The sequence below is a fragment of the Desulfosediminicola flagellatus genome, from assembly GCF_005116655.2.
In the GTDB taxonomy this organism is placed as follows: Bacteria; Desulfobacterota; Desulfobulbia; order Desulfobulbales; family Desulfocapsaceae; genus Desulfopila; species Desulfopila flagellata.
On the sequence record NZ_CP050698.1, the window covers coordinates 5,554,616 to 5,577,668 of the forward strand.

Annotated in this window: 22 protein-coding genes; 19 read left to right on the top strand and 3 right to left on the bottom strand. The window is 44.8% G+C overall.

Annotated features, from left to right (window positions below):
- Window positions 1–92 precede the first annotated feature (92 nt).
- Genes FCL46_RS22975 through FCL46_RS23015 form a run of 9 tightly spaced genes read left to right on the top strand, consistent with a single transcriptional unit; the run spans window position 93 to window position 8,518 of the window.
- Window positions 93–563, top strand: a complete 471-nt coding sequence (locus FCL46_RS22975) for a hotdog family protein (RefSeq protein WP_136809464.1) — start codon at window positions 93–95, stop codon at window positions 561–563.
- A complete protein-coding gene (locus tag FCL46_RS22980; protein WP_136809465.1) occupies window positions 556–1,224 on the top strand; it encodes a LolA family protein in 669 nt (222 codons plus the stop codon). Before FCL46_RS22975 ends, FCL46_RS22980 begins: the two co-directional genes overlap by 8 nt.
- Window positions 1,217–3,607 carry an MMPL family transporter gene (locus tag FCL46_RS22985; RefSeq protein ID WP_136809467.1) on the top strand — a complete coding sequence of 797 codons (2,391 nt, stop codon included), beginning with the start codon at window positions 1,217–1,219 and terminating at the stop codon, window positions 3,605–3,607. The genes FCL46_RS22980 and FCL46_RS22985 overlap by 8 nt, the downstream gene beginning before the upstream one ends.
- Window position 3,608: 1 nt before the next feature.
- Window positions 3,609–4,190, top strand: coding sequence for a hypothetical protein (locus FCL46_RS22990; protein WP_136809468.1), 582 nt, complete (start codon window positions 3,609–3,611; stop codon window positions 4,188–4,190).
- Between the two features lie 24 nt (window positions 4,191–4,214).
- Window positions 4,215–4,640, top strand: coding sequence for an ApeI family dehydratase (locus FCL46_RS22995; protein ID WP_136809469.1), 426 nt, complete (start codon window positions 4,215–4,217; stop codon window positions 4,638–4,640).
- A gap of 2 nt (window positions 4,641–4,642) precedes the next feature.
- Window positions 4,643–5,116: an acyl-CoA thioesterase gene (locus tag FCL46_RS23000; RefSeq protein WP_136809471.1), complete on the top strand. Its 474-nt coding sequence runs from the start codon at window positions 4,643–4,645 to the stop codon at window positions 5,114–5,116.
- Window positions 5,113–6,198, top strand: a complete 1,086-nt coding sequence (locus FCL46_RS23005; protein WP_136809472.1) for a beta-ketoacyl synthase N-terminal-like domain-containing protein — start codon at window positions 5,113–5,115, stop codon at window positions 6,196–6,198. Before FCL46_RS23000 ends, FCL46_RS23005 begins: the two co-directional genes overlap by 4 nt.
- 34 nt (window positions 6,199–6,232) lie before the next feature.
- Complete coding sequence (locus FCL46_RS23010; protein WP_136809474.1) at window positions 6,233–7,708, top strand: B12-binding domain-containing radical SAM protein; 1,476 nt, start codon at window positions 6,233–6,235, stop codon at window positions 7,706–7,708.
- 60 nt (window positions 7,709–7,768) lie between these two features.
- Window positions 7,769–8,518 (top strand): hypothetical protein, encoded by a 750-nt coding sequence (locus FCL46_RS23015; protein WP_136809476.1) that lies wholly within the window; start codon window positions 7,769–7,771, stop codon window positions 8,516–8,518.
- A 103-nt stretch (window positions 8,519–8,621) separates the two neighbouring features.
- Here the strand turns inward: FCL46_RS23015 and FCL46_RS23020 are convergent, their stop codons facing one another.
- The 3 genes from FCL46_RS23020 to FCL46_RS23030 all read right to left on the bottom strand — a co-directional run bounded on the left by FCL46_RS23020 (window position 8,622) and on the right by FCL46_RS23030 (window position 10,644).
- Window positions 8,622–9,173, bottom strand: a complete 552-nt coding sequence (locus tag FCL46_RS23020; RefSeq protein WP_136809477.1) for an acyloxyacyl hydrolase — start codon at window positions 9,171–9,173, stop codon at window positions 8,622–8,624.
- A 294-nt stretch (window positions 9,174–9,467) separates the two neighbouring features.
- Window positions 9,468–9,968, bottom strand: a complete 501-nt coding sequence (locus FCL46_RS23025; RefSeq protein ID WP_136809479.1) for a hypothetical protein — start codon at window positions 9,966–9,968, stop codon at window positions 9,468–9,470.
- Window positions 9,969–10,062: 94 nt separating this feature from the next.
- On the bottom strand, window positions 10,063–10,644 hold the full coding sequence (locus FCL46_RS23030) for a hypothetical protein (protein ID WP_136809481.1): 582 nt from the start codon (window positions 10,642–10,644) through the stop codon (window positions 10,063–10,065).
- A gap of 594 nt (window positions 10,645–11,238) precedes the next feature.
- On the opposite strand from FCL46_RS23030, the gene FCL46_RS23035 reads away from it, so the two are divergent.
- The 10 genes from FCL46_RS23035 (at window position 11,239) to yqeB (ending at window position 23,052) form a co-directional block, all read left to right on the top strand.
- Window positions 11,239–11,535, top strand: a complete 297-nt coding sequence (locus FCL46_RS23035; RefSeq protein ID WP_136809482.1) for a hypothetical protein — start codon at window positions 11,239–11,241, stop codon at window positions 11,533–11,535.
- A 164-nt stretch (window positions 11,536–11,699) separates the two neighbouring features.
- Window positions 11,700–13,184 carry an extracellular solute-binding protein gene (locus FCL46_RS23040; protein WP_136809484.1) on the top strand — a complete coding sequence of 495 codons (1,485 nt, stop codon included), beginning with the start codon at window positions 11,700–11,702 and terminating at the stop codon, window positions 13,182–13,184.
- A gap of 139 nt (window positions 13,185–13,323) precedes the next feature.
- Complete coding sequence (locus FCL46_RS23045) at window positions 13,324–15,642, top strand: ATP-binding protein (RefSeq protein ID WP_136809485.1); 2,319 nt, start codon at window positions 13,324–13,326, stop codon at window positions 15,640–15,642.
- Complete coding sequence (locus tag FCL46_RS23050; RefSeq protein WP_136809487.1) at window positions 15,639–16,967, top strand: diguanylate cyclase; 1,329 nt, start codon at window positions 15,639–15,641, stop codon at window positions 16,965–16,967. Before FCL46_RS23045 ends, FCL46_RS23050 begins: the two co-directional genes overlap by 4 nt.
- Before the next feature lie 444 nt (window positions 16,968–17,411).
- Window positions 17,412–18,209 carry an FAD binding domain-containing protein gene (locus FCL46_RS23055; protein WP_136809489.1) on the top strand — a complete coding sequence of 266 codons (798 nt, stop codon included), beginning with the start codon at window positions 17,412–17,414 and terminating at the stop codon, window positions 18,207–18,209.
- Window positions 18,199–18,648 (top strand): (2Fe-2S)-binding protein, encoded by a 450-nt coding sequence (locus FCL46_RS23060; protein ID WP_136809490.1) that lies wholly within the window; start codon window positions 18,199–18,201, stop codon window positions 18,646–18,648. The genes FCL46_RS23055 and FCL46_RS23060 overlap by 11 nt, the downstream gene beginning before the upstream one ends.
- Window positions 18,648–20,957: a xanthine dehydrogenase family protein molybdopterin-binding subunit gene (locus tag FCL46_RS23065; protein WP_136809492.1), complete on the top strand. Its 2,310-nt coding sequence runs from the start codon at window positions 18,648–18,650 to the stop codon at window positions 20,955–20,957. The genes FCL46_RS23060 and FCL46_RS23065 overlap by 1 nt, the downstream gene beginning before the upstream one ends.
- Window positions 20,941–21,672 (top strand): selenium cofactor biosynthesis protein YqeC, encoded by a 732-nt coding sequence (gene yqeC, locus FCL46_RS23070; RefSeq protein WP_136809493.1) that lies wholly within the window; start codon window positions 20,941–20,943, stop codon window positions 21,670–21,672. Before FCL46_RS23065 ends, yqeC begins: the two co-directional genes overlap by 17 nt.
- Window positions 21,665–22,261 (top strand): nucleotidyltransferase family protein, encoded by a 597-nt coding sequence (locus FCL46_RS23075; RefSeq protein WP_136809495.1) that lies wholly within the window; start codon window positions 21,665–21,667, stop codon window positions 22,259–22,261. Before yqeC ends, FCL46_RS23075 begins: the two co-directional genes overlap by 8 nt.
- Window positions 22,240–23,052 (top strand): selenium-dependent molybdenum cofactor biosynthesis protein YqeB, encoded by an 813-nt coding sequence (gene yqeB / locus FCL46_RS23080; RefSeq protein ID WP_136809497.1) that lies wholly within the window; start codon window positions 22,240–22,242, stop codon window positions 23,050–23,052. Before FCL46_RS23075 ends, yqeB begins: the two co-directional genes overlap by 22 nt.
- The last annotated feature ends 1 nt before the right edge of the window (window position 23,053 follow it).

Here is a 23,053-nt window from a genome sequence, read left to right on the forward strand (position 1 = left end):
CAACTTTCCAAAGACAGTAGTTTTAACGCCTCAGACCTCACACCTTACTTCATGTGGTTGAGCGTTAAGGGTAATCAGATAAGGTTATTTAAATGAATCACCATAACCGGAGTCCGGAAGCAACATTCCCAACACTCCCGATGGCAGCGATCAAATTGCTACCGCATCGGCCTCCCATGCTCTTTGTCGACAGTCTTACCGAGCGGTTCGACGACGAAGCCAGGGGGCTGGCGATTATACCGAAAAATGGCATATGCTTTGATAATGGTAAGATATTTCCTGAGTTTTTTATCGAGGTTATCGCCCAGACAATGGCTATGGCCAACGGGTATGATTCGTTAATTGAAGAACGACCTATGCGCGACGGACTCCTTGTGGCCATTGACAGGTTCTCCTTTTTACAAACAGCTTCTCCCGGCACACACGTTCAGGTTTATATTAAAAAAACTATGGAATTCGGAGCAGTCAAAATACTCCACGGTGAAATCTTTGCTGGTGATACTTTGCTGGTTGAAGGTGATCTGAAGGTATGGGAAAATCCCGGTGATACAAACAATGACTAACATGTTTCAAATTCCTAGATTTTTTCATTCCTGTAGTATTGTTCTGGTTTTCGCATTTGTCAGTCTATGCGTTACACCTGGTTATAGCAGTGAGCAGGAAGAACTTGAAACATTTCTGCTCAAACTTCAGCGTGCATCTGATCAGGTGGCCTCTTTTTCATCTGATTTTGTTCAGGAAAAACACCTATCCCTTTTTGCCCAACCTGTTAATTTTACTGGACGGATCGTCATTCTCCGTCCAGACAGGCTCCGTTGGCAGTTTTACTCTCCCATACCATCAGTGCTCCTGTTTAATGGTAATAATGGAACGCGGTGTAATGACCAGCAGCAACCGGAACATTTTCAGCTTTCAAGCGATCCTATAATGAAAACGGTAGCAGAACAGCTCTGGTTATGGTTGGGAGGCGACTATAATCGCCTGAACACTCTCTATACTCTTCAGAAAGAAGGTGATGCAACACTCGTCATACTTCCTAAAGACAGTGCAACTGCAGAATATATCAGCTCAGTTTCCATTTCCTTTGACTCTACCTCGCTGCAACCGCAACAGGTTGAAATCACAGAACCGGGAGGCGATCTGACACGCATTATATTCGGCACAACCACCTTGAACACAACCTTATCTGAGAACCTTTTTAGCCAATGCACGACTCATGAGTAAATCTAATGTATTACTCAGATGGTCCGTAGTATTGACGGCTCTCGTGCTTGGAGTCATTCTCTCACTAAATCTTTCCATTAATGACAACGCCCTTGATTTGCTTCCTGGTGAGGCAGTAAAAGGTGACCTTCAGCATCTTCAGGATCTTGGCCTGGTAAATCGGGTATTTATTACCCTTTCAGTTGATCCTGACCATTACCCCTCCGAAAAAAAAGCTCAAAAAAGCCTGCAGACAAGTGCTGAAAATCTTGGCGATATACTTATCGCCAGCGATCAATTCTCGCAGGTAATGGCCAGACTGCCCAAAGGCTATGAACTGAGTTTGTTTAAGAACCTGCAATCCTATTTTTCAGTGCTATTTGATGAAGAAGATCTTAATACAATTGCACAACTGACAACTGATGCCGAGCTTCAACAGGCTATGGATAACAATTTCACCCTGCTGAACAGTCCTGCCGGAATTGGTATGAAACGGCAGATTCAGCAGGACCCGCTAGGTCTTACCAGACTGATACTTGCCAAACTCAACCATTTACGTACCGAGTTTTCCATGCAGTTGGAAGACGGCTTTTTTATGAGCGGAGATGGTCGCAACTGCCTGGTACTAGCCGAGAGTAAACTCTCCCTCACCGATTCACAAGGCGCCGAAACTATAAACAACCTGCTCAATAATGCGTATGACAAAGCCTTGCTGCCCGGAGTAGAAGCGCGCGTTATCGGCAGTCTGCCACATACGCTGGCCAACAGTCGCTCCATTCAACATGATCTGCGTATATTGCTGCCGGCAGCAACTATCCTGCTAACTATTCTTCTTGGTGCAACACTTAAAAATATCAGAGCAGTGATTGTACTCGGCGTGCCCTTTATGGCAGCGCCACTGGCAATTGGCATAACCTCGCTTGTATTTGGTAAAGTCAGTGCTCTTTCACTTGGTTTCGGCATCGTACTACTTGGAATTGCTGTTGATTTTTCAATCCACCTCTATCTCGCCTTAAGCCGGGAACAGGGAACACAGAGTGAGATACTAAAGAAGGTAGGTCGCCCTGTATTCTTTGCTATGTTAACAACGGCCTCGGTGCTCTCTGTACTTTTTTTCTCAGAGGTGCCATCACACAGGCAAATGGCAACCCTCGCCTTTTCCGGCGTGCTGCTTGCTGTGCTTTTTGCCTGGTTGGTCATTCCTACGATTATCCCGAAAAAAACTCTATTGAGGAACAGCACTACTCATAGAATACTATCAGGTAACTGGCTATTCTCTTCCAAGCTGCAAAAAACCGGTCTTTTCCTCTGGCTCATCCTTCTTGCAGCAGGTGCCCTGACCTGGCCGCAGCTCAGATATAATGGTGATCTTCGGGTGCTTGATGCTCCCGATCCTGCAGTAATTGCAGATGAAGCACATTTCACAGCCACCTGGGGTGCAAAAGGTGACCAGGCATTTGTCATCAGTCATGGCGATACGCTAAAAGATGCGCTCAACACTAATTCCCGTGTCTATCGCTTTTTGCAGGCAGGAAATTTTGAGAATTTTCAGTCTCTGGCTCCTATATTACCCGGCCCTGAAGTACAGCAGCATAATCGTCATACCTGGAACCAGTTCTGGGACTCCATTCGCCCTGAATTTGATACGCACTTTCTAAAAGCGGCAACAAACCGTGGTTTTTCAGAGCGGGCTTTCACCCCGTTCTTTCAGGAAATTGAAAAAGATCCAGGTTTGTTATCTCCTGAAAAACTGCTTAATGGTCCCTTACAACCCATGCTGGCAACGATGCTGCGCACGCTTCCCAGCCTGGACGATACTGAACACGGTAAGCGATTTATGGCACTCACCACTGTGGCCATAAATACTGGCAACCTGCAGCAGCTGATCTCACTCGGCGACAACGATCCAGCAGTAACGGTAATTGCCAATAGCAAATGGCGCGGTGAAGTAGAGCGATTACTACGAAAGGATATTGCCCTGCTCTCATTGCTCGCAGGCTCAGCGATAGTCCTGTTAGTTTCGATTCAATTCAGAAAGATTGACGCCACACTTGCAGTCCTTGCTCCTGTACTCTCTGCACTTGCAGCCATGTCTGTCTTCTGCTGGCTGACAAATGGTGAGCTGAATATGATGCATGTGATCATGGGAATCATGGTGATTGGCCTGAGCGTCGACTACGGGATCTTTGTTGTCTGTTCACAACATGATAATCATGTAACATCTTCTGCAATCGCAGTGTCTATCTGTGCTGCCAGCTCACTCATCGGTTTTGGCGTGCTCGCTTTTGCTCAACACCCGGCTCTTCATTCATTGGGGATAACCGTTCTGGTGGGTATTGGTGTAGCCTGGCCCGTGGCGTTGATTGTCAGTCCTGCTTTTCTGCGAAAAAACGAGGGAGTGTGATATGAAAGATTATCCGTATTTCGCTTATCTCACGATTCTTCTATCTATCTGCTGCCTGCTGCTTTCAGCCTGCAGTATGCCTCAGTACACTGCAAGTATTCCTGAAAATCAGGAAGAACAGTCAGGCGGCCAACTCGTAAATATCCGTATTGAACGGTGGGGAACCCTGCTCTTTTCTGGTCTTCTCGCAATGAAAAAACAGCAATCGGGTTTACACTACGCCATGATGGACAGTTCCGGAATCAAACTGCTCGAAGCTGAGGTAAACACAACAGGTGAGCACACTCTTTTACATGCAAAGACAGGTATAAAAGAGAGCAAACTACCTGAATACCTTTCCACTTCGCTCAGAAGAATATATCTGCTGAAACCTTCAGAACTGCCATGTACCGCATCCCTTCTGATGAACTTCTGTATAGACCAACCTGGAAACCAGACAACAGCATTTCAAAAATCATTACATGCAGGCCCGATAGCCCTCTGGAAGGTTGAGACCGGCACCGTTGGTGAGAGAGGAGCCATAACCCTTTACTCTCAACCATGGGTCGGTGTACGTATATACCTTGAAGATTTTCAAAACTAACTCATTTACATACAGCAACTCACCATGGAACAGACGCTTAAGCCTCTATATCAATCCCTTGAAACACATTGCCAGGATATATCCGTTCAATGCCAGAGCACAGAAAACATTGAGGTAATGGCGAATTTTGTGTTTGAAGAGACGTTTTCCGGGTTTGACGGGCATTTCCCCGGCCAGCCGGTTTTGCCCGGGATAATTCAGTTGGCAACCGTCCGTTTTTTAGCTGAACATGGACTTAAGCAGCAGCTTACTCCTGTCAGTTACAACAGTACAAAGTTTCGTGGAGTTATCTTCCCTAACGAAAAACTCCACGTACGGATTACACTGAAACAACATGAAACAACCTGGAAAGGTGCTTTCACCATCGAAAAGCACGAGCAGGATAATACCACATCAGTTGTCACCAAAGGACAATGTGAGTTCTCACCGGAAACAGGAGATAGTGTCTGATTATGGGATTTGTGAAAGAATATTTTCCGCAGAAAGAATCGTATCCGGAACCTTTATCAGCAACCTCCGACAGAAGAGTACGATTTGAAGAAGTTGATGCACTTGGCATGGTCTGGCATGGCCGTTTCCCGAGTTATCTTGAAGACGGGCGCATAGCATTTGGTGATATCTACGATTTAACTTATCAGTCCTTCATGGAAAACAGGACGGTTGCACCGGTTGTGCAAATGCATCTCGATTACAAGATACCACTGAGATTTGATGAAAACGTACAGATTGAGACCAAACTACACTGGACCGATGCTGCCAAATTGAACTTCTCGTATACCATTTACAATAATACCGGTGCTGTTGCGGCTTCAGGCTATACCGTACAGTTACTGACAAATCCGGATGGGACAATGATACTGTTTGCCCCGCAATGGCTACAGGATTTCAAGAAAAAATGGCAGGAAGGGTATTGGAGCAAACGATGAGAAAGGTGGTAATCGTTGATGGTGATATTCTCTCACCACTAGGAGATCTGCAGACAACCTGGACACAATTGCTCGCCGGGAAAAGTGGAATAAGACGCCGGGGTTTAGGCTCAATGCAGGGCCAGTGGCCTTTAGGGATAATCGATGATATCGGTGAAGGTGGTGGAAGCTGGGAACGTTTGCAGCAGGTGCTTAATCGTCTCCTCACAACTCTGCCAGTGCTCCCTGAAAATACTCAGCTGATTTGTGCTACCACAAAAGCAGCAATCGACGAACTGCTGATACGTCCAGAAAACCTGAACGGGCAACCATGGCAGGTCGCCGACTGGCTGGCAGATCATCTTAACATTGCAGAACAAGCGACAACAGTAAGTGCTGCCTGCGCATCCGGGACGCTTGCGATCATTCAGGGCGCAATGAGAATTAGCGCTGGCGAGTGCGATCATGTACTGGTTGCTGGTTTTGACCTGCTGGCTGAATTTATCCTTACCGGCTTTGACAGTTTAAAAGCTCTTTCCCGCGATGGCGCTAAACCCTTTGATCAACATCGGGATGGTCTCTCATTAGGAGAAGGAGCCGGCTGGCTATTGCTCTCTGCCGAAAACGTTACAGAAAGCGGGAATCCACCACTTGCCCGTATCGAAAACTGGGCCATTTCCTGTGACGCCACCCATATTACCGCTCCATGTCGCAAAGCAAGCGGCCTGATTGAAGTATTTAAACACTTCACCACCGATGGTTCCATACCCATTGGCGGCATAAATGCGCATGGTACAGGTACAGTCTACAATGATGCAATGGAACTGCTGGCATTTTCAAGCACATGCGATGCAGGTATTCCGGTTTGCTCAGTTAAAGGTGCTTTAGGTCACACCCTTGGTGCAGCCGGGATACTGGAAGCACTACTTTCAGCAATGAGTCTCAAGCAGATGGTTCTGCCGCCAACTTTTGGTTTAAAGAGTCCCGCTGAAAGTTCATGTACACTTTCTGGTACAGAGCAGCTGAAGCTTCGTTATCCATCTATTGTCAGCTGCAATTCAGGTTTTGGCGGCATTAATGCGGGTATTTTATTCACTCGTTAAAACAATTAATTAATAGACTATCAGCTAGACAGATATGACTGTCCTCAATTCAGCAAACCCAACAGGCAAAACCATTCTTCTTGTTCACCCGTTGGGGTATAGCGCCAGAAATGCCAAAAATGATATTTCCCGTCTAGCGAATATCATGCCTCCGCTCGGCCTCGCCTCGATCTCCGCCTACCTCACTTCTCATACTATCGACAATGATATCATTGATTGTTACGCGCATCCGGAATCTGATAATCTGATTGCAGAGTATCTCACCACCAACCGCCCAGCATTTATTGGATTTTCCTGCACCACATCAAGTTTTTTCGACGGAGTACGGCTGGCGAAACTCGCCAAAAAAATCGATCCTGCGATTAAAGTCATTTTTGGTGGAGTACATGTCTCCGCGTTAAAAGAACAGGTCATTACAGACTATCCCTGCATTGACTTTTGTGTGATCGGCGAGGGCGAAGAAACACTACGCGAGTTGATCTGCACCATAGAAGAACAACGCCAGGATGTTCGTTCCATAGTCCTGCGTGACGACACCGGTTCAGCAATTTTCACAGGAACACGTGCAAAAATGCTTGATCTAGATTCTCTACCGTTTCCTGATTATACCAAGCTCGCCGGATACCCCACCGTATATAAGCTGCCCATATTCAATTACCCAACCGTGCCAAACGCCAGTTGCATATCGAGCAGAGGCTGTCCATATGCATGCAGCTACTGCGACAGATCAGTGTTTCGCAGGACGTTCCGCTACAACTCTGCGGACTACATGTTCAGACATGTGAGTTACCTCTATGAGACCTTTGGTATTCGGCATATTAATTTTTATGACGACCAGTTCACCTTTCAACGCCAGAGGGTCATTGATTTCTGCAACAAAATGATAAAAAGCACGTTACACATGACCTTCAACTGCGCGGCCAGGGCAGAGCATCTCGATGAAGAATTGCTGCGCCTGATGCGGCAGGCAGGATGCTGGATGATCAGTCTGGGCATTGAAACCGGTGACGAAGACTTACTGGCCCAACATCGTCAGAATCCTGATCTACACATGATGCGTGAAAAAATTGACCTGATTAAAAATGCCGGTATTCGGGTTAAGGGATTGCTGATGATGGGTCTGCCCGGAGAAACCGAACAGAGTATTCTTAAAAGCAGAGAATATGTCTATTCTCTGCCACTTGATGACTTTAATCTGGCGAAGTTCACTCCGTTCCCGGGCTCCCCGATCTATTCGACTATAAAAAAAGAGGGAGAATTACTCGGTACCTTTCATGAAAACTGGGAAGAGATGGATTGCATGAAGTTTCAATTTATCCCCGGTGGAATTGAACTTGAAACAATGGAGAGACTTTTTATAGAATTCTATAAAAAGCATTTCCAGAGACCGCGAATCATCTGGGGGTATGCTACAATGATTTGGAAATCGCCTGATAGCTGGCTTCGTTTTTTATCAAGCATATCCATGTTTTTACGATTTGCATTCACTAACAAACGAATGAAAGAGTAACGGATACGTAGTGCATGCGTTTAATCTCTACTTTTACCTATCACCGTTAATGGAGGAGTCATGCAACGTCCACAAGTTCTGATATCGTGCTGCCTGATAGTGATAATAGGACTAAGTATTGCGAGTAAGGTTTATGCCGAATCGGATGAACAGCTTTTAGCCGGAGTGAACTCTCAGAACTACAGAGTACGATTGGATAACCTGAAGATTATTGAACGGACAACGGTTGAGGATAGCCAGATTTTTCAAGTTCTCGAAGACCGTCTGTTGAAAAACCAACAATCACCTTCCACGCACTCTAAACATATTGATGAGATGGCCTGGACATGCAAAGCTCTCGCCTCCTCTGCTGATGATCGTTATCTGAAGACTCTGCAAACTGTTGCAAATTCAAGTCAAAGCCCAAAGTTGAAAAAGCATTGTACCAGCGCTCTGAACAGATATGGATATTATAAACACCGGCGAGGAATTCTTTCTCAACCTCAGATTGCCGGACTCTCTGCTGAAGCAAGTAAATACATTCATTTGATCTCATCAAAAAATCCAGAGATGATGCGCTCAGGAATACGGATGCTCATGACCTCAGGCATGTCAGATGAAGTGGTATTTGATAAAGTGCGTGACGTTCTCCTGGCTCAATACAACAGTTCTACAGATTCGAAATACATTGATTCACTCGCCTGGCTATGCAAAGGTTTGGCATCATCCGGAAACCAAAAGTATGCCAAAGACCTGAAGACAGTTGAAAACAATGCAACTAGCGTAAAACTCCAACGATACGCCCGTGAAAGTCGCTCTAAACTCGAATAAAAAAAGAAGTATTAATCTGGTATTTTGTTGAACAGCTTGAAAAAAACTATAGGTCATCGATTGTGGCACGTTCTATTTGGACGTGCCACAATCTGTTCTCTGTTTACCAATACCTTCCCAAAATAAATGTCACAGAGTTTATCCCTCTGTTATCATCATCAAGACCACCATTTGAAATATGATGGGCTCTCAACCCTGCAAACCAGGTAATGTCGTTGCTGGTGCTATACTCAACCCCCATCCCTGCCTGGGGATTGAAATTGATTCGTAATCCCTGCCCTTCAACCATAAAGTCTGTATAAATAATACCAATTCCGGCCTCCATATATATCCTCCAGGAACCGGTAACCAAACCATCGAGATAATAGAGTGCCAGTATGTTGGCTGAAGTGATTATTCGCGTTTCAGGTTGGACTGTGACACCCGCATGGGCTTCAACCTTAAAGCGTAAAGGATCAGGAGCTCGATGATGCCAGACAGTCTCATAATCGAACAAAGCAAAGGCAGTCCCTTGAACCCAGGTAATTTCCGATGAAGGATCGTACGAATTCCCCCCAGTCAGACCACCGCCATAACGGGTCGGGACCTGCCCGTAAATCGTGGTAGATCCGAACAGCAGAAAAAAAGCAACCAGGAAGAATATTCTGTGTCTCATAAATGCTTCCTCATTCCGACTGTGTAAATCAAAACGAGATAATAGACGAAAGACTATGCACTTAAGCTCAAACAAGTGAATTACTTGCTTGTGCTTCACCCGTTTAAGACGTATTAACAATTATCTTATTTTTTGAAAAAAACTATCTCGGTAATCCCTCACACTTGCGACATGCTAGCCGGACCACCGTAACAGCTAATAGACAGGCAAGAACCACAACCATTACCCACGTCCTTGATGACAACGTCGAAATAAATCCCATAATAGCCCCATACGATATATTTAACAGATCGTCTATTTGTAGAGATTATCATAAAAATCTCTGTAATCAACGTTCAGCTTTTTACCAGTTTTGGAAATATCCATATATTTGAAGCTCTGCATCATTGTATGGGCTGTTTCATGATCAATTTCCTCTATAAAAAGGCCTGTGGTGTAACCCACTTTACAGTACAGATATACTGTCTCACCAGGTCGATCCTGAACCCGATAATGCATTAATGGTCCAGATACATATGCCACTATCTCATTCTCTCCGCTTTTCACATTGAAATTACAGAAAGTTCCTGGAGTTACAACATCTACAACCGTGTCATTTGCAATAATTGCAAATTTACGTGCTGAACCTAAAGCACTATTTTCGCGAAATACAAAGATCGAAGTTTCATCCTCAGCAGGAGCTTCAGGTTCAACATATGAAAGGACCTGGGCATCATATGTATTTGCAGAGCAACCATTAAAAAGCACAGCAAAAAGGAGTAACATCAAAACACTGAACATACTTTCTTGTTTCATTTTCCCCTCAGATAAATCCAGAGCAAGAAAATTAGATGGTCTTCTTGCTTTGGATTTTGAAATATTGATTTTCAGTCAAAAAGACATACTTAAATTAGAATTTACCAGAAGTTAATATTTCATCTTGGAGCTTGTTGAAGGCCTTTTGAGTTGCTTTTCTGGCTGCAAGAGAAAAATCATGTTTAAATTGATCAAACTCAGCAGAGCCCTCACTTTCAACTGTTTTTTCCCATATGACTTCTCCACTTTTGTCGATTGCTTTACAAGCTATCTTCATACTAAATTTAGTCGGTGGCCAAGTAAACATACTCTCTGAGGAAGAATCAGTACTAAACACCGGTGTGAAAATATATGAAATATCGTTTGCAGCAATCTCCTGAACGTCATCAGCCGCCTGCAACTTCACCACCTTTATAAAAATATTAGACAAAATTTTGTTAAACGCTGGTTCAGTCTCTTTGTAGGGAAAATATTTCACCTTGTCCCCCCCACCACCGGGCGTAGTTACTTCTTTATTTAGATCCTCATTAGAAATGTAATAACCAACATTTTTATCTATTTTTTCCTCGACCTCTTTATCAAGAGTATTCATCGGGGGAGTAATATTTATAGAATGTCCACAACCAACCAAAGAGGACAGCAGCAGCATTGCCAGTAAGCGGTAAAAATATTTCAAACCTCACTCCTTTCAATTTTATGTTAATGTTTAAGATTCAGACGTTCATATCCAGCATTTGTTTCTATCTATAGGATATTTCAAGTACACTGGCAACATATACCCACAATAAGACGTGCTTAATCCTTAACGACTAAACAGCTGTTATACCCTGATTTAATGTAATAAGTTCAATTCTCGCTCTGGATAACCAGTTAGCTTGGCATGCAGAAATCCATAACCAAATCTACATCGCGATAACAGTTTGTAATTGTGAAACAATTGCTCATTTCATAGGTAAAGTCAGTGGCAGGTCAGTTTTTCATACAACTATATTGAATAGTGAGCATTATGCTATGGCTTCCAAGAATAGGGATTTTGGTCAAAATCGAGAGATTTTCAAAAAATAAGCACGGCCACACATTTGATATTGCGAGCATTTTTTTTGAATTTCCGAAGAGTTTGAGAAAAAGCTATTCTCGGACAGCCTCCTAGAATAGCATATTGGAGGTGGCTATCACCGGAATCCTGAAAATCCTTCACGTGTCGAATACATGATTATAATGAATATCTACTCCGGGGAATATTAAACATAACCAACTGCAGGTACATATAATGGGTGTCGTTCACTGCTGTAAACAGATCTTTAAACGTTATAGCGACCAGCACCGGGCAGTAATCTGCAAAAACTGGGTGATGCCGCTACGGGCGATTACAGTAACTTCTCTCTTCGCTCATATGGCATGGCGTGCTTACCATCCAGCACTCTTTTATACATTCGCTATTATCATCATCCACAGCCTGGTGGCTTTGCTTATCCTTGCCGAATGTAAAAGAAGCGATCGATATCATAAAACAATTGAGGATTTCGAGCGCCGTGAGGCCGCTTATAGAAACAGCTCTACACACTAATACTCAAAATAAATGCATAAGCCGCCAATAGGTTAAAATAATTGTCATTACAACACATCAAGGTTCATTAAAAACACCAGTGAACCCATGCTCATTTGACTTTACCAGGCTCCGCTCCATATACTATTAGATAACGATGCAATACTACTAGTGGGTTATCAACTATGCTTACACAATGTTTTCACCATATTTTCAGAACGTTGCTTCTTTTGTTCTATGTATTTTTTCTGACTATTCCCGCGGATATCCAGGCAGGAGAACAGGCGGAACGTGCAATCAAAGGCGTTTTAAAACTGATCTCAGATGGGAAACTCGCATCAGGTTCCACCCTCAAAATTCTTGTGAAACAGGGCAACATAAGAAATTACTGGGGAGTAAACTTCGATCTAAAAAATGAATGGGAAGAAAAAACCGGTATCCTTATTGATGCCAATGTCATGCCGCAAATGCCTGTTCTTGACTTGTTGAGCAGCAAGAGTGATTTTGATTTTACCATAGCCAGACAGCGAGAGTATCCAGACCTGTTCACTAAAGGCCTTATCCAGGACCTCACCCCATATGTGAAAAAATATGGAATGGTATTGGATGACAATCCAATTAATGGATATCTACACCCCAAAGCACAAACTGAGTTTGATGGGAAAGTTGTTGCCATCCCCGCAGACGGAGACATTGCTGTCCTATACCTGCGAAAAGATATGCTTGATGAGCCTGCCAATAAAGAAGCTTTTAAAAAGCAATTCGATCGCGAGTTAGAACCTCCAAAAACATGGGATGAGTATTTAGATCTCATTAGTTTTTTCCATGATCCAGATAACAATTTTTATGGATCATGCGAAGAACGGGATCTGCATACCGGTTGGATGTTCTGGATGATTCGATATGCAAGTCAGGCCAATCCCACCCAGTATCTCTTTGACGATGACATGCGTCCGTTGATTAACTCTCCTGAAGGGATACGGGCGACAGAACAGTACATTGCCACTATTCCCTACTCCCCTCCGGATGCATTGGTGGAAGGTAATAATTACAGCTACACGCTTCCTTTTTTTAAAAATGGTAATGGTTTTGCTTTTATCCTGACTATGTCCGCAGCCAAGATGCTTAATTCCCGACATTCAAAGCTACGGGGGAAAGTCATGATTTCTCCCATGCCGGGCAATATCGTTGGGGATGTTCTGGTACAAAAATCCTCGTTTATATACGGTAACAATATCGTTATCTCCACGAGCAGCAAACATCCGGAACTGGCATTTCTCTATGCTATGTGGCTCTCAGATCCTGAAATTTCATCTCGATCAGTACGCGTTTCAGCCGGTATGGCTGACCCATTTCGATACAATCACCTGACGAGTGCAGATCTACATAATACCTATACCAAGCAGGCACTTGATGCAGTCTTAGCGCAATCTTTAACAACGATTCCGGCAGGAACCGGTCTACCTGGAGATAATGAATATATTCAGGCTCTGAACGTAAACATATGGCGAGCTGGAAAAAAGGAACTTACACCTTCGCAGGCAATGGAAGAAACAGCACGTGCATGGGAACTCATAACTGAGAAATATGGCAGAGCAAAACAGATCGTCATCTGGAAATCATTTAAACAAAAATTTCCTTCAGCTGTATCCACCAGCCTCACACAATGATATTTCGAGGAATTCTCCTGCCAGGAAGAAATGATGGGATTTGATCCCGAAATTATGTCTCACATAACGCCAGGCTAATACAAAGGCGCAGTTTCTGAACAGGAAGTAACTCTACTGAGTGAAAATTCAGCAATATCATATGTCATCAAACAGAAAAATCACATTCAGAATTCTCTACAAACTTATATTCGGATTTGGAGCGATCGGGGTAATCGGAGGTTTTATCCTACTTCATGCTAACCGCACCATCCAGGCCACCGCAGAAGTCCTCCGCACCACAGCCACCTCACAAATTGATATTCTTTCAACAACCAATAAATTGCTCTTTCAAGCGAACCAGCTTCGCATTATGGAATCCGAACTCATTCAACTCGACGATTTTTATGCTGTTACAGGATTAATCGACCAACTCTATGATAGCACCGAGCGTTTTGAGAAAGACCTTGAGTATTTTACCAATAATGTGCTTTTAGACGACAAAGAGAAGTCGTTAATAATCATGAACAGCTGGCGGCAGTATTACTTAGACATTGCACGTATAATTCAAGCCGCCGCAACAATGAATAAAAAAGAAATTATCAGAATTTCCACATTTTCATCAAGCCCCCGTTTTCAAATTCTTTCTCAACACCTCAAGCAGGTTTCTGACACAGTAAAAGAACAAGGCAATGCACAATTTAGAAACGCATACGCAACTCTGGATTCCATGCGCCAGACCTTTCTCTGGCTCACCATTTCAGGAGTTGTCGCGAGCATTCTGTTCGCATTCATTCTTTCCCGCTCACTATCGATTCGAATAGGCAGGTTAAACCATGCGGCCGCACAACTCGCCGAGGGAAAACTCAACAAACCCGTCCCGATTGAAGGCAATGATGAGATTGCTGATCTGGCAGATGTATTCAATATTATGCAGGAGAAGATCAACTATCGCGAAAGCATGCTAAAAAAAGAGCAGGCAAAACTTGAGGATAGAGTAAAAGCCCGAACCTACGAATTAGCGGCAAGAACAAAAGAACTCGAAATCCAGACAGTAGCCCTCCGAGAGGCCAAAAACCAGGCCGAGATAGCTAATCAGGCCAAAAGCACATTTCTTTCCAGCATGAGTCACGAACTGCGCACCCCGCTCAATGCCATCCTCGGCTTTGCCCAACTACTGCAGATGGATGGCAACCTCACCGACGAACAGGCTGAAGGTATTGATATTATACACAAGAGCGGAGACCACTTGCTCACACTGATATCGGACATCCTCGATATTTCTAAAATCGAAGCCAGACGCCTTGAACTTGTGCCCTCTACTATTCATGTTCATGATTTTCTCTCAAACATTGCAAACATGATTCGAATTAATGTGAAAGAAAAGGGCCTGACCTTTGAATGCGATTTTGATCAAAATTTACCTGCAGGAATCGTAGTTGATGGCCAACGGCTCAGACAGGTCCTTTTTAACCTGCTCAGTAATGCTGTTAAATTTACCCAGCAGGGTCACATTCGATTCAGCGTATATGTCAATAATCAGAGCCCGATTATACCAAATGAATATCAGCTTCGTTTTGAAGTCTCAGACACAGGAAAAGGCATAAGCCCAGAATTTCATGATAAAATATTCACAGCATTTGAGCAGGTCGGAGATCTCCACGACAAGACGCAGGGGACAGGACTCGGACTTGCCATAAGTCAACGCCTCATTGAACACATGGGTAGCCGGATTCATCTTACCAGCACCGTCGGCACAGGGTCCACCTTCTGGTTTGATCTGCCGTGCACATCTGCATCAGTTACGCCAGAACGTTTTGACCGGAACAAAACTATTCTCGGCTATCGGGGAGAAAATCGCACACTCCTTATTGTTGATGACCACAGTTCGAACCGCTCAATTTTACGGGAATTCCTGGCCCCCCTCGGTTTTCAATTACTCGAAGCCGATAACGGATTAAGGGCAACACAACTTTTTGCCAGCGCCAAACCTGATCTCATTCTTATGGACATGGTAATGCCGGAAATGGATGGGTATCAGACTACACGTAAAATACGAAAACTTCCGGGAGGACAGAATATCCCCATTATTGCACTCACCGCACGATTGGATACTACGGAAAAAGCACGATGCACAGAAGCAGGATGCAATGGGTTTCTTGGCAAACCGCTTAACCTGACAGACCTTCTTGAAATAATAGGATCATCCCTTGAAATTACATGGGATTATAAAGATGATATAGAAGAGAGCAACAAAACCACATCAATACTCGTGTTGCCTGACACAACCAGGCTCAATGAAATTTACACATTGGCAAAGTACGGAAATATGAAAAAGATTCGTGACTGGGCTGAAGATCTCGGTAAAGAAAACCCGGAATACCTGCCATTTGCTAATAGGCTAACTGAACTTGCCAGTACCTATCAGGAACAGAAGTTGATCGATCTGGTAAAATACTATTTAGGTGATAATTCAAAATGATACAGACATCACCACATGCTGAAGATATCATCCTCATTATTGATGACCAACCTGCGAACCTTTCTCTTCTGGTCGAATATCTTGAAAATAAAGAAATTGAGGTGGTTGTTGCTGAAAACGGTACGAATGGCATAGCACGGGCTAAGTATGTAATTCCTGATCTCATTCTTCTTGATGTCATGATGCCCGGCATCAATGGTTACGAGACCTGCCAGAAATTAAAGGCTGATCCTGATACTGCAGACATCCCTGTAATATTCATGACTGCTCTCACAGATATGGTTGATCTCCTGAAAGGCTTTAATTCCGGCGGAGTTGACTACCTCACTAAGCCTGTACAGTTTGAAGAGGTCTGGGCGCGCATTAATGCTCATCTTACCATCAACCATCTTCGAAAAGATCTCAAGCAGAAGAACACATTGCTTGAACATGAAATTCAGGAAAGGCTCAAGGCAACAAACAAAATTCATAGTCAGAACGAGTTTCTACATACAGTAATCAATTCCCTTCCACATCCTTTCTATGTCATTGACGCTGATAATTACGAAGTTATTATTGCCAACACGAAAGCAGCACCTGAAAATTCCTGGGTAGGAAAAACATGTTACCAAATCAATCACAAAAATTCTGCTCCTTGCAAGGATATAGATCCTGCCTGCCCTATGGACCAGGTAAAACTCCATGCAAATCCAGTCATAGTTGAACACATCCATATTGATGACAACGGTATTCAAAAAGATGTAGAAGTTCACGTCTCCCCAATACTTGATGATCAGGGTAATGTCGCACAGGTTATCAAATATTCTATGGATATCACAGAGAGGAAACGCCTTGAGGAACATCTGAAAAATATGGCAATCACCGATGAACTAACAGGGCTGTATAACCGTCGTGGATTGCTGACATTGACAAAGAAATACCTGGACATGGCTCAGAGACAGCAGTGCTCACTTTACCTGCTCTACGCCGATCTTAACAACATGAAATGGGTTAACGATAACCGTGGTCACCAGGCCGGAGATGAACTCCTCATTGAAACAGCTAAGCTACTGAAAGAAACCTTCCGTCAATCAGATATCATCAGCCGGATTGGCGGCGATGAATTCGCTGTTGTACTTAAAGATGAACACAGTGAACACAATGAGCAGACAATAACCACCCGGCTCAATGACAATATTCGACGAAGAAACGAAGGGAATCCAAAGTTAAAGATATCGATAAGTCTTGGAGTAGCACGATACGATCCAATGAACCCCATATCTCTTGATGAGTTGCTCTCGACAGCCGATTCACGAATGTATAAATGTAAACATCAAATGAAATGACCTAAAATACTTCTACCTGCAAGTGGACAAGTACGTAAATCTGTTCTCCGTAATACTCCAGCTTCCCTTACGACAGACAACCACCCAACTCTAATAACAATATTATGTAATTACGTCACTCATTCTCAAGATAGAGTTGCCTGTATCCTGAAGACATTTTCCCATAATACTTAATAAATGAAGCATATATTTTCTGTCATGTTAGTTAATGCACATTGTCATTTAACTTTTTATAGTGTCCCGTCGATTTTGAGCCGTTCACTTTTAAAGAAGATCACTTTAGACGACGCTGCGCAATTGGTGAATGTTGATAAATAACAGCTTGCCAATGATCATCAAGACAATAGATTAACATTAAGATGAAATAGCTGTGGCACCATTGCCGCAATGCTGAACAGTATCGTAAAAACTACGCGTTAACCCACAATTAGGACTTTTCTGATTATGCTGCAAATAGACAATTACCTCTATGCCTCCAGTTTGACTGAGGCATACAATACCCTGCAATCGGTACCTGGAAGTGTGGTACTTGGTGGCTGTGGATACATTCGGCTGGGTGCGCGCAGTATCAGTACCGCCATCGACCTGTCAAATCTTGATCTTAATTTTGTTCGCGATACAGGCTCAGCCATTGAAGTCGGTGCGATGACAACTCTGCGCAGCTTTGAGACCAATCCCACTATGACCCGTCTTGCTAATGGCGTACTGAAAAGTGCTGTAGAAAATATTGTCGGTGTGCAACTCAGAAATTGTGTCACCATCGGTGGAACTGTTGCTGGAAGATATCCATTCTCCGACCCGCTCACCGCATTACTGGCACTAGATACAGAATTACAGTTTGTGAATCACGGCCGCGTCTCTTTAGAAGAGTACCTTTCGGGTAAAGGGTATAAAGATATCCTGGAGAAAATCATCATCCCTCAAGATGATCGCAGTGCTGCTTTCACCAGCATACGTAAATCGAAAACCGATTACGCTGTCTTGAATGTGGCTGTGGCAAAAAATGCGGATAACTACCGTATTGTTGTCGGCAGTCGGCCAGGTAAAGCTATGCTTTCAACTGATGCCGCCGATTATCTGACACAGAACGGCCTTGATGATAAAAGCGCTGCAGAAGCCGGCCGACTGGCAGCAGAGCAACTGCAGTTTGGTGACAATCCCAGAGGCAGCGGAGAATATCGCAAGGCTGTTTGTCCAGTTTTAATTACACGCGCTTTAACGGAGGTGATGCATGCAGCTTAGCACTCAGATAAACGGCCGCACAATCACCCTCGATTTCCCAAACGGTGAATTCTTATACGATACCCTCAGACGCTACGGATACCTCAGCGTAAAACAGGGATGTGATACAGGCTCATGCGGGCTATGTACAGTATGGCTCAATGGTAGCCCTGTACTCTCGTGCTCTACGCTGACAGCACGGGTGGGAGATAAAGAGATCACCACCATCGAAGCGCTGCAGGACGAAGCACATGAATTTGCCCAATTTATGGTGGCAGAAGGTGCAGAACAGTGCGGATTCTGTTCTCCCGGCTTTACTTTGACTGTACTTGCCATGAAACGTGAGTTAAATGATCCGACAGAAGAGGCGATCAACCATTATCTTGCAGGAAATCTCTGTCGCTGTTCCGGATATAAGGGCCAGATGCGCGCTCTTAAAAAATTCATGGGGGTTGAGTAATGAAATTTGTTGGAAAAGGAATCCCCAAAGTTGACGGTATCGCTCTTGTCAAAGGAGCACCTGCATACACAAGCGATCTCGACATCAATAATAATGCACTGATAGTCAAGATCCTCCGAAGCCCTCATGCTTCAGCAAAAATACTCTCAATAGATACCAGCGAAGCAGAGGCGATGAATGGTGTAGAGTGTGTGTTAACACATGAAAACACACCCGAAACACGATTCACTCTTGCCGGTCAGTCATTCCCGGAACCATCACCATATGACCGTCGAATCCTTGATAACCAGATGCGTTATGTGGGTGATGAAGTTGCCATCGTTGCAGCCTGTGATGAAGCGACAGCCCTGGCAGCTCTCAAAACAATCAACGTTCAGTATGAAGTGCTGACACCGGTTCTGGACCCCGAAGATGCTCTCGACAACTCTACTCTGGTTCACGAAGAGCAACCATTTACCAATTTCCCCATTGGTAACGATGCCTCCAGAAACATCGCAGCCAGCCATTACACCGAACAGGGCGACGTGGAAGCAGAGTTGGCAAAATGTGATGTAGTCATTGAGCAGACTTACAACACCCAGGCACAGGCCCATGCCATGATGGAGACCTATCGTGCCTCCACTTCATTTGATGTAAATGGTCGCCTGCAGGTGATGACTTCTACGCAAATCCCATATCATGTGCGTAGACACCTCTCTCGTGTACTTGATATACCACGAAGCAAAATCAAGGTGCTTAAACCGCGACTTGGTGGTGGTTTTGGCGGCAAACAGACTGCATCGGTTGAGATCTTCCCCGCTATTGTAACGATGAAGACCGGCAAACCGGCAAAAATCGTCTACACACGGCAGGAAACGTTTGCCTGCACAACCAGTCGTCACGCCATGCAGCTTAAGGTACGACTCGGTGCAGACAAGCAAGGCAACATTAAAGCGGTCGATATCTTCTGTACTTCCGATACCGGTGCCTACGGCGAACACGCCCCCACCGTTTTCTGGGTTGTTGGGCAAAAGACCATGCCGCTCTACAGCAAGGCAAAAGCCTGCCGTTATCACGGCCATGCTCTCTATACCAATAAAGCTCCTGCAGGTGCCTTAAGAGGTTATGGCGCTACTCAAGGGACATTTGCTCTTGAATCAGCGGTTAATGAACTTGCAGCACAGCTTAAGATGGACCCGGCTGAACTGCGACTGAAAAATCTCATCTCAGAAGGTGAGGCACATCCTGAATTATCCGGATCTACACCTGGGAATCCGTCTATCTTAAAATCGAGCAGCCTTCACCAGTGCATAAAAACAGGTAAAGAGCTGATCGGTTGGGACGAAAAATTCCCCAGTGTTAAAATCAGTGAAACAAAAGTGCGCGGCTACGGTATGGCAGTCACTATGCAGGGTTCGGGTATCGCCAAGATAGACACAGCCTCAGCAATGCTTAAACTCAATGAAGACGGATTCTTCACCCTGAGCCATTCCGCATCTGATATGGGCCAGGGCTCCGACACCATACTCTGCCAGATTGCGGCTGAGATTCTCGATGTAGAAATGGATCAGGTTGTGGTGACAAGTTTCGATCTGGACACCCTGCCATACGACCCCGGCGCATATGCTTCAAGTGGCGCATATGTTACCGGCAAAGCAACATGTATTGCTGCTGAAGACATGGTAAAGCAATTATGCACTGCAGCTGCCAAACTTATGGATAGTGATGTAAACGAGATTGAATACGGTGCAGGTGTCTTCACAACAGCAGACAACCGTACCATGGAGCTTTCTGAACTGGCGCAAACCTTATGCTCATTTGCAGGGATGGATATGCTGGTTGCTAAAGGCACATACGGCGGCGACACCTCACCACCACCTTTTATTGCAGGTTTTGCAGAGGTCGAGGTTGATCTTGAAACAGGTGAATCTGTAGTAACTGACTACGTTGCGGTGGTCGACTGCGGCAAGGTGCTCAACAAGAATCTTGCACGAATTCAAGTAGAAGGCGGAATTGCCATGGGCATCGGCATGGGCCTCTATGAAGAAGTTCGTTACAGCTCAAAAGGACGTCTCTCTACCAGTTCATTTATGGAATACAAAATTCCAAGCAGGCAGGATATCCATGATATCCAGGTGGCGTTCGAAGAAAGCCACGAACCCACCGGACCCTATGGAGCGAAATCCATAGGGGAAGTTGTTTGTAACACGCCTCCACCAGCTATCGCTCAGGCGATCTTTAATGCCACAGGCATTCAATTCAGGGAGTTGCCGATCACCGCCGAAAAGGTGTTGCTTGGTCGGTTAAAAGACAATGGTCAAAACAGATAACACAGGTACGTTCTTAACAGCTTTTGGTATTCGCCCAAAGGATGTGGTGAGTATTATTGGTGCAGGCGGCAAGACATCACTGATGTTTCACCTGGCCCGTGAAGCTAAAAATCAGGGACTGAGGGTGCTGGTTACAACCAGCACCAGAATCCGTGTTCCTGAAGAGAGCCAGTATGATAGCATTGACCTCAGCGGCAAACTCTTCTCAGACCGGGAGATTCAGGACGCCGGTGTGTATGTTGGCGGCCTGCCCGATGAAGACCCTGAGAAAATCACCGGTGTTCGTAGCGATCTGCTCGCATACCAATGTAAAAAATTTGATCTGGTACTGATTGAAGCTGATGGAGCCGCTGAAAAGCCGCTCAAAGGATGGAAGAGCACCGAGCCGGTTATAGCTGATTTCACAAGCACGACCATTGGTGTGGTAGATATCCAGACAATCGGTAAAGAGATCTCTGAAGACCTCGTTCACCGACTGGAGATATTCAGCCAGATCACCGGAGCAGATGAAGGGGAGAACGTGCAACTTGGTCATCTATTGCGAATGATTGTTCACGATGATGGACTCTTTGGAAGCGCCTTCGGCCGGGAAATTCTCTATATTAATAAAGTCGAATCTGCGATGGATATACAATATTCCAAGCTCTTGCAATCACAGATGGAAGGCCTGAAAATGATAGCAGGAAGCGTACACGAGGCTACTATTTGTGAGTAGTGTCGATGCCATTATCCTTGCTTCAGGGCTCTCGCGCCGAATGGGGAGCAACAAGTTATTGCTCCCTCTTGGTGACTCCACGGTAATCGATCAGCTCCTGCAAACCTTTCCATATCACCTTTTTCAAAAGGTGATTCTGGTTACCGGTGATGAACAGATCGGCAAAATTGCCCATACCTATGATGTAACCATTTCGTATAACCACAATCCGGCATCCGGAAAAAGCGGATCTATTCACTGTGGCCTTGCTGAAAGTACCGCACGCGACGGGGTAATGTTTACAGTGGCTGACCAGCCCTTTCTCACTCAGGACATTTTTCGTACTATTCTTGAATATTTTCGTCAAAACAATCAGACCATTGTTTATCCGGAGGTCAACGGTGTACCGCGCAACCCGGTAATATTTCCAGCTGTTTTCCTCAACGATCTCGAAGAACTTCGAGGTGATAGTGGTGGGCGCACACTCTTTGACCAATACCCGGATAAAACTCTGGCTGTTCCATTCGATTCAGCAGATGATTTCATGGATATTGACACACCCCAGACATATCAGGATGTAGTTTCTCGATGGAAGACAATACGCTCATAGTTGTCCGTGGCGGTGGTGATATCGCCACGGGCACCATCTGCCGATTGCACCGCTGCGGCTATAAAGTGCTGGTACTTGAGATAGCTCAACCCAGAGCGATCCGACGGACAGTCTCTCTTGCCGATGCGGTTTATACCGGTAGCCACACTGTGGAAGGCGTTACCGCAGTACTCGCTGATAACATCGAACACTGTGATAAGATCTGGCAGAACGATGCTGTTGCAATAATGGTTGACCCCAAAGCTGAATGCCTGCTAGCCTTAAAACCATTAGCTCTTGTTGATGCTGTTCTGGCAAAAATAAATCTTGGCACCACGAAAGATATGGCAGCAATCACCATAGCGCTCGGACCAGGCTTTTCAGCAGGCGAAGACGTCGATGCAGTCATAGAAACAGCACGCGGCCACAACCTTGGCCGTGTGATTTACACTGGCTCTGCACTCCCGAATACAGGAATCCCCGGTTCAGTGGGAGGATACAGCGCAGAGCGGGTTATTTATGCGGAGAATTCGGGTACCCTTGTTATTGTCAAAGATATAGGAAGCATCGTCAAAAAGGGAGAGGTTATCGCAACCATTGATAACGTACCGGTATATGCCCCTTTTGAAGGTGTGATCCGCGGAATGATTCAAAATAACAGCCCAGTGAAAAGGCAGCTGAAAATTGCCGATATTGACCCGCGCCTTTCAGCTACTGAATATTGCTTAACCATCTCGGACAAAGCCCGCTGCATAAGCGGTGGTGTTCTTGAAGCCATCCTTTTTCTCCAATCTTCACCCTCTATACACTAAA

What these genes read in the sequence shown, in the direction of transcription:
- FCL46_RS22975 (WP_136809464.1), top strand. Translation starts at nt 93, where the DNA reads ATGAATCACCATAACCGGAGTCCGGAAGCAACATTCCCAACACTCCCG.
- FCL46_RS22980 (WP_136809465.1), top strand. Translation starts at nt 556, where the DNA reads ATGACTAACATGTTTCAAATTCCTAGATTTTTTCATTCCTGTAGTATT.
- FCL46_RS22985 (WP_136809467.1), top strand. Translation starts at nt 1,217, where the DNA reads ATGAGTAAATCTAATGTATTACTCAGATGGTCCGTAGTATTGACGGCT.
- FCL46_RS22990 (WP_136809468.1), top strand. Translation starts at nt 3,609, where the DNA reads ATGAAAGATTATCCGTATTTCGCTTATCTCACGATTCTTCTATCTATC.
- FCL46_RS22995 (WP_136809469.1), top strand. Translation starts at nt 4,215, where the DNA reads ATGGAACAGACGCTTAAGCCTCTATATCAATCCCTTGAAACACATTGC.
- FCL46_RS23000 (WP_136809471.1), top strand. Translation starts at nt 4,643, where the DNA reads ATGGGATTTGTGAAAGAATATTTTCCGCAGAAAGAATCGTATCCGGAA.
- FCL46_RS23005 (WP_136809472.1), top strand. Translation starts at nt 5,113, where the DNA reads ATGAGAAAGGTGGTAATCGTTGATGGTGATATTCTCTCACCACTAGGA.
- FCL46_RS23010 (WP_136809474.1), top strand. Translation starts at nt 6,233, where the DNA reads ATGACTGTCCTCAATTCAGCAAACCCAACAGGCAAAACCATTCTTCTT.
- FCL46_RS23015 (WP_136809476.1), top strand. Translation starts at nt 7,769, where the DNA reads ATGCAACGTCCACAAGTTCTGATATCGTGCTGCCTGATAGTGATAATA.
- FCL46_RS23020 (WP_136809477.1), bottom strand. Translation starts at nt 9,173, where the DNA reads ATGAGACACAGAATATTCTTCCTGGTTGCTTTTTTTCTGCTGTTCGGA.
- FCL46_RS23025 (WP_136809479.1), bottom strand. Translation starts at nt 9,968, where the DNA reads ATGAAACAAGAAAGTATGTTCAGTGTTTTGATGTTACTCCTTTTTGCT.
- FCL46_RS23035 (WP_136809482.1), top strand. Translation starts at nt 11,239, where the DNA reads ATGGGTGTCGTTCACTGCTGTAAACAGATCTTTAAACGTTATAGCGAC.
- FCL46_RS23040 (WP_136809484.1), top strand. Translation starts at nt 11,700, where the DNA reads ATGCTTACACAATGTTTTCACCATATTTTCAGAACGTTGCTTCTTTTG.
- FCL46_RS23045 (WP_136809485.1), top strand. Translation starts at nt 13,324, where the DNA reads ATGTCATCAAACAGAAAAATCACATTCAGAATTCTCTACAAACTTATA.
- FCL46_RS23050 (WP_136809487.1), top strand. Translation starts at nt 15,639, where the DNA reads ATGATACAGACATCACCACATGCTGAAGATATCATCCTCATTATTGAT.
- FCL46_RS23055 (WP_136809489.1), top strand. Translation starts at nt 17,412, where the DNA reads ATGCTGCAAATAGACAATTACCTCTATGCCTCCAGTTTGACTGAGGCA.
- FCL46_RS23060 (WP_136809490.1), top strand. Translation starts at nt 18,199, where the DNA reads ATGCAGCTTAGCACTCAGATAAACGGCCGCACAATCACCCTCGATTTC.
- FCL46_RS23065 (WP_136809492.1), top strand. Translation starts at nt 18,648, where the DNA reads ATGAAATTTGTTGGAAAAGGAATCCCCAAAGTTGACGGTATCGCTCTT.
- yqeC (WP_136809493.1), top strand. Translation starts at nt 20,941, where the DNA reads ATGGTCAAAACAGATAACACAGGTACGTTCTTAACAGCTTTTGGTATT.
- yqeB (WP_136809497.1), top strand. Translation starts at nt 22,240, where the DNA reads ATGGAAGACAATACGCTCATAGTTGTCCGTGGCGGTGGTGATATCGCC.